This window comes from Alkalinema sp. FACHB-956 (assembly GCF_014697025.1).
In the GTDB taxonomy this organism is placed as follows: Bacteria; Cyanobacteriota; Cyanobacteriia; order Leptolyngbyales; family Leptolyngbyaceae; genus Alkalinema.
In genome coordinates, this window is record NZ_JACJRC010000058.1 from 1 (window position 1) to 5,891 (window position 5,891).

General features: G+C 51.5%; 3 protein-coding genes. 1 reads left to right on the forward strand and 2 read right to left on the reverse strand.

The window, feature by feature from the left end:
* Positions 1-706 precede the first annotated feature (706 nt).
* Positions 707-1,564 carry a carbonic anhydrase gene (locus H6G21_RS25255; protein WP_190577411.1) on the reverse strand — a complete coding sequence of 286 codons (858 nt, stop codon included), beginning with the start codon at positions 1,562-1,564 and terminating at the stop codon, positions 707-709.
* 229 nt (positions 1,565-1,793) lie between these two features.
* Complete coding sequence (locus H6G21_RS25260; protein ID WP_242042056.1) at positions 1,794-3,947, reverse strand: S9 family peptidase; 2,154 nt, start codon at positions 3,945-3,947, stop codon at positions 1,794-1,796.
* 428 nt (positions 3,948-4,375) lie between these two features.
* Here H6G21_RS25260 and H6G21_RS25265 point away from each other — a divergent pair, with 428 nt between their 5' ends.
* Positions 4,376-5,599: a bifunctional oligoribonuclease/PAP phosphatase NrnA gene (locus H6G21_RS25265; RefSeq protein ID WP_190577409.1), complete on the forward strand. Its 1,224-nt coding sequence runs from the start codon at positions 4,376-4,378 to the stop codon at positions 5,597-5,599.
* Positions 5,600-5,891: the final 292 nt, after the last annotated feature.

Genomic DNA, 5,891 nt, shown 5'->3' on the forward strand with positions numbered 1-5,891 from the left:
TTGAAAAGTGTTGGGCTTGGTTGAAAAGTCGGATTCGTCGCCAGTTAGATCAGTACCCAACTTTGCGCGAGGCCATAGAAGCTGTCCTCCATCAGGCAGCGTCCTAACTAAACTGGCTACAGCTATATATCCAAATGCCCCATTTGGACAACAGTGGGTAATGTATTTCCAGGCGTTACGCACTGATTAAACCGGGCAAGAGTTCAGGAGTAGAAATCACTGAACTCTTGCCCCACTTGGCGATTTGGGGACAACGCCTACTCCAAGTCATTGATAGAAATGCCGAGAAGCGCGAGTTGCTCAGCAGGCAGCGATCGTCGCTTTTCCGCTAATTGTTGCTATTTCACTCGTTCTCGATCGCGTTTTTCTAAGGCTTGTTCCTTTTCTTCTAGAGCCTGCTGGGCCGCTTCCTGTCCCGTGGGTAATAATCGCACTCCGGCAACTGCGTGTGGTCTGGGAAGGGGGCAGAGGCTAAGTCAGTGGAGAGTAGATCTGTCATAGGCTAGAACCTGGTGAGAACTGCGCCCGATGGATCTATTATCAGCGATCGCCCTTCTCAATAGCTGCGATCGCTCCGAAGATGAGGGGCGATCGGCGGTTGGAGTCGCAGAAGGTCTAGAAGAAGAAAACAGCTCTGACGGAGGCACTAAAAACCGTGTCCATGTCAGAGCTGTTCCTCGTCAGAGCTGTTCCTCAGTAGATCGAACTATCGCTGGTTAGCGGAGCCGCGATAAATCCGCTCGGCCTGTTCTGGCATGACCCAAGGTGCACTGAGATAATCAGCCGATTGGCTATTGCGATTAACAGGCTGTGACTGGCCATTGGACGGTGCAGGTTTGGCGGCCACGGCATGACGCTGGTCTGCCTCGGAGACCGGCGGCGCACTCGTATGGACAAACTTGCCGGGACGCACTTCTAGCTGGGGCTTGTCTTCCGGATACAGCATTGATTGGGGCGCTTTGAACTCGTTCATATCCGGATCGTAGGCCAAAATTTCACCGGACTCGATCTCATAGATCCAGCCGTAGATGTGTAACTTGCCTTGATGCAGGCGAGATCGTACAACGGGATAGGTTTTCAAATTCTCGATCTGAGTCAGGACATTTTCCGCCACGGCGATGTCCAGCAGCTCTTCCCCTTCGTACTGGCTGTAGTTTTCCTTGAGTAGCCGCCGGGTGGCCTCGGCATGTTTCAGCCAGTCATAGACCAGGGGCATTTCTTCCTGAAGTTGGTTGAGCTTCAGCAGACCCTTCATGGCCCCGCAGTGGTTGTGGCCGCAGACGATAATCTGGTCAATATTCAGCGCATGGATGGCATATTCCAACGATGCCCCCTCCCCGCCATTGGCCGCCCCAAAGGGAGGCATCAGATTGCCCGCATTCCGGATCACAAATAACTCACCCGGATCCGTATTGAGCATGATATTAGGTGCAATCCGAGAGTCCGAGCAGGTGATGAATAGAACCCGTGGATGCTGCCCGTGGGCGAGTTGTTCGAACAGGTCACGTTTTTCTTCAAAATAGTTCGATTGGAACTCTTGAAACCCTCGGATTAGCTTTCTCATGGATGCAAACCAAAATGGTGGAGTTAGGGTGGCGATCGGGGTGCGATCGGAGGCACCGATCGGGAACAAAACGGCGATCGAATCACCAGCTAGCATTCCCTATTGTCCAGCAAAGCGGGATCGGCGGGGCAACGATTTGCATGATGGGTTCGATTAGCAAACTTAATTGCCGAACGCACCCGCCTACCCGTCCACCCGCCTGCCCGTCCACCCGTTCACACCCTACGCTCTACTTCAACAGATACTCCTGAATAAACAGCACCGTTGCATAAAACTGATAATCGACGTTTTTCTTTTTGCTAAATCCATGACCCTCATCGGTTGCCATCAGATACCAAACAGGGACACCGTTCTGCCGCACGGTTTTAACGATTTGCTCCGCTTCGTTGAGTGGCACTCGGGGATCGTTTTTGCCATGGATGACAAAAAGCGGCACCTTGATTTTGCTAGCGTTGGTCAAGGGCGAAATCTGGTTGAGGAAAGCTCGCATTTTGGGATCCCGTTCATCCCCATATTCCACCCGCCGCAGATCCCGCCGATAGCCCTCGGTTTTTTCCAAAAAGGTGACAAAGTTGGAAATCCCCACAATGTCGATCGCCGCCCGAATGCGATCGCTATACTTCGTCGCCACTGCTAGGGACATGTAGCCGCCATAGCTGCCGCCCGTGACGAGGATACGATCGGGATCCAAATCCGGCTGCTGTTTGATCCAATCTAGCAATGCACCGATATCCTTGACGGAATCTTCCCGTTTGTAGCCGTTATCCAAGGTGAGGAAGGTTTTGCCATACCCCGTAGATCCCCGCACATTGGGGAATAGAATTGCCACCCCCAGTTCGTTGAGGTAGTAGTTCATTCGACCTAAAAAATAGGGCTGCGATTGACCTTCCGGGCCACCATGGATATCGATAATGACTGGACGCTTGCCGGGAAATTTACTGGTGGGAGGACGATAGAGAAATCCTGAAATGGTTCTATCGTCAAAACTGTTCCAGCGCACCAGTTCTGCATCCGCAAACTGGCTGGTGTCGAGTCCACCCGTTTCGCTTTCCGTCCAGCGGGTGATGCGATTGGTTTGAATATCCAGGGAATAGACATCAGCGGTGGATTTTGCGGACATGAAGGTGAATCCTAGATCCCGATTGTTGCGATGCCAACTGATTCCAAAGAGCAAGCCAACCGGTAGCTTCGGTAAGGTACGCACTTGCCCCGTTGCCGTCTCTAAAATGTGCAGAACGTTGAGTCCATCCTCGTTGGTGACAAAGGCGAGGTGCTGGCCGTTGTCCGAGAGGGCCAGTTCGTCTACATTCCAGGGAATGTGGTTGGTCAGATAGGTGGCCTGGAAGGTGGCCAAATCCACCTGGGCCAGACGGATAAACTCTGAGTCCTTGTCCGTTAGCAGGTAGAGGCCCTTGCCATCGGCGGTAAAGACGGCATCTCGGTAGGCGACTTTTTCCGTAGTTTGGGGGGTAATCCGCGTTTTCTGGCCTGTTTGGGTGTCGATCGTCCAGAGGTGGCTTTCGTTGGCGGAAATGTATTCGATCGCAACGATCGTGCGGCCATCCGGCGACCAATCCAGTGGTCCCCAGCCGCCGCCCTGCACTTGGGTCAGGAGTCGATCGCTTTTGGGATCTGTGGGGTTGATGATGTAGAAATCATTATCCTGGCCGGTGCGGCGGGTGGAGGTGTAGACCATACGATCACCCCTGCGGTTCCAGATGCCTCGGCTGTTCCGGGATTTGCCATCGGTCAACAGGGTAACTTCCCCCGTAGTCCAGTCATAGCGGTAATTCTGGCTAAACTCATTACCCCCCAGATCCTTACTGAAGACAAAGTAGTTGCCTTGGCTAGGCTGAAAGCTGGATCCAGCGACTCGCTCTGGGAAAAACGTCATTTGTTTACGCATTCCCAAGGGCGATCGCAACCAATGCACCTGGGGCACGTCCGCAAACCGGGTGGAAATCAGCATCTCCCGGCGGCTGGGGTGCCAACTGGCAAAGCTGGCCGATCGGGCATTGGTGTAGCGATTGACCCGATCCACGAGGGCGGCTGGGATGGGCGGAATTCCCTCCACGACTAAGTTCTCCCCAGGGGCGAGGACAGGTGCTACAACAGAAGTGGTCTTTGCGGTAGAAGTCGTTTTTGCAGTCTCTGCGCGTAAGGGAGCGACTGACAGTCCTCCAGTGAACCCCAGAGAGATGAGACCCCCCAGCAATAGTCGAACGATCGCGACTTTGGGATAGGAGTAGATGATTGAAAATCCAGTTAAAGCTTCAATCGTGCGCAATCCAGCCATGGAATTTCCTGCTTCAGGCAACCAGTAGAACACATCCACCTTAAGCGATCGGTGCAGGATGGGGGCGACTAGGCCATCTGCTCCCAAAGTTCTGTCTGCCTTCTTACTTCTGGTGGATTCTTAACTTTAAGAATTTCTTAATCTTAAAATGGAGGGCTTGTGGGTTTTCTAGGGTTGCTCTATGTTGTTTTCTGAAGTTTTTTGCGAAGATTTAAAGGATAATCTCATCTCTGGCCTCACCCCGTGATTAGACGTAAAGGATATTAAGCCAATGTAAACTTCCGGTTTCCTTCCACGCTTCTCTCCCGCCCTTCTGGGGAGGCTCTCTTGGCTACGCGACACCTACAACACCGAACTGAATCTAATGACTAACTGACTCTGAGGATTCAGCTTCATTCCCTGATTTTTCTCCTATGCAACCTGATTCAAGTGATTCCTCTAAGAAGACCTCAGCTAAGAAGACTTCAGCTAGTGGCGAATCCGATCCTCTCCCTTCACGTAATGGGTTCCCAACCATGGAAATAGTTGTCCCTGAATCGATTAGTCAACTGACAAATGGTAATGGCTACGGGGCGGAAATACGCGGGAGATCGTCCTACGACACCTGCCGATTGCCGGAAAATGAACAGAAAATTGAGCAGTTTCGCCAAGTGCTCGATCGCCATCGGGGAGAACGTCAGATTATCATTTTGCAAGACTTTCCCGATCCGGATGCGCTCTCTTCAGCCTGGACCTATCGGTTGATTGCCCAAAAGTACGACATTCATTGCGAAATTGTCTACGCGGGAACTCTCAGCCACCAAGAAAATATTGCACTGGTGAAATTAACGGGGATTCCATTGCAGCGTTGGACTGTGCAAACCATGCGTGCCAAGGATCTGTCCCTGTATTCCGGCTGTGTGCTGATCGATAACCAAGGCACCACCAGTCAGTTGATGTCGGTTCTGAGGGACAGTGCAATTCCCATCATTGCCATTATCGACCACCACAGCCTACAGGAAGATCTGCGGGCTGAATATGTTGATATTCGCACCCACACACGGGCAACAGCGACGATTTTGACCCAGTATCTCCAAGCGGGGCTACTGAAGTTTGATAGCAACATCGCTGAACATGTCAAATGTGCAACGGCGCTGATGCATGGTCTGAGATCGGATACCAATCGCCTGATGCAAGCCCAAGAGGAAGATTTCTTAGCGGCGGCGTATCTGAGTAAGTTCTATGATGCGCAGTTGTTAAATGCCGTGTTGCAATCTTCGCGATCGCGTCCGGTGATGGATGTGATTGAGCGATCGTTGAAAAATCGCTGCGTTCAGAATAACTTTTCCATTGCCGGGGTGGGTTATTTACGCTATGACGATCGGGATGCCATTCCCCAAGCCGCAGACTTTTTGGTGACGGAGGATAACGTTCACACAGCGGTGGTCTATGGCATTGTCCATGACGAAGATGATGAAGTAGAAATGGTGGTGGGATCGCTGCGGACGAATAAAATCACCCTCGATCCCGACGAATTTCTCAAGGAAGCCTTTGGCCATGATTCCAACGGGCGCTTTTTTGGCGGAGGCCGTTCCCAAGCGGGAGGCTTTGAAATTCCGATCGGCTTCTTGTCTGGCTTTTCAGAAAATAGTGAATATGCCCAAATGAAGTGGCGCATTTACGACGCCCAAGTTAAACAAAAGTTATTGCGGTTAATTAACCCAGAACAAAACTATCCCAAAGGGTTGAACTTGTCTTAGATTTAACTTGTCGTAGATTGGACTTGTTTTAAGTTGAACTTGTCTGAGCGTGAGGGATAGCGTTGCCAGGATCGAGGGATCCCGAATGGGGTCGATTAACGATCCTGGTGGTGGGTTTGAAATCTAGATCCGCAGTCTAGGTTTGCAGTCTAGGTTTGCAGTCTAATACCAAATCAACCTGTGATTGCAACCCATGACGATCCCCCTAAATCCCCCTTAAAAAGGGGGACTTTGAAAGAATTTGACTAAATTCCCCCCTTTTTAAGGGGGGCTAGGGGGGATCGGATCTGTA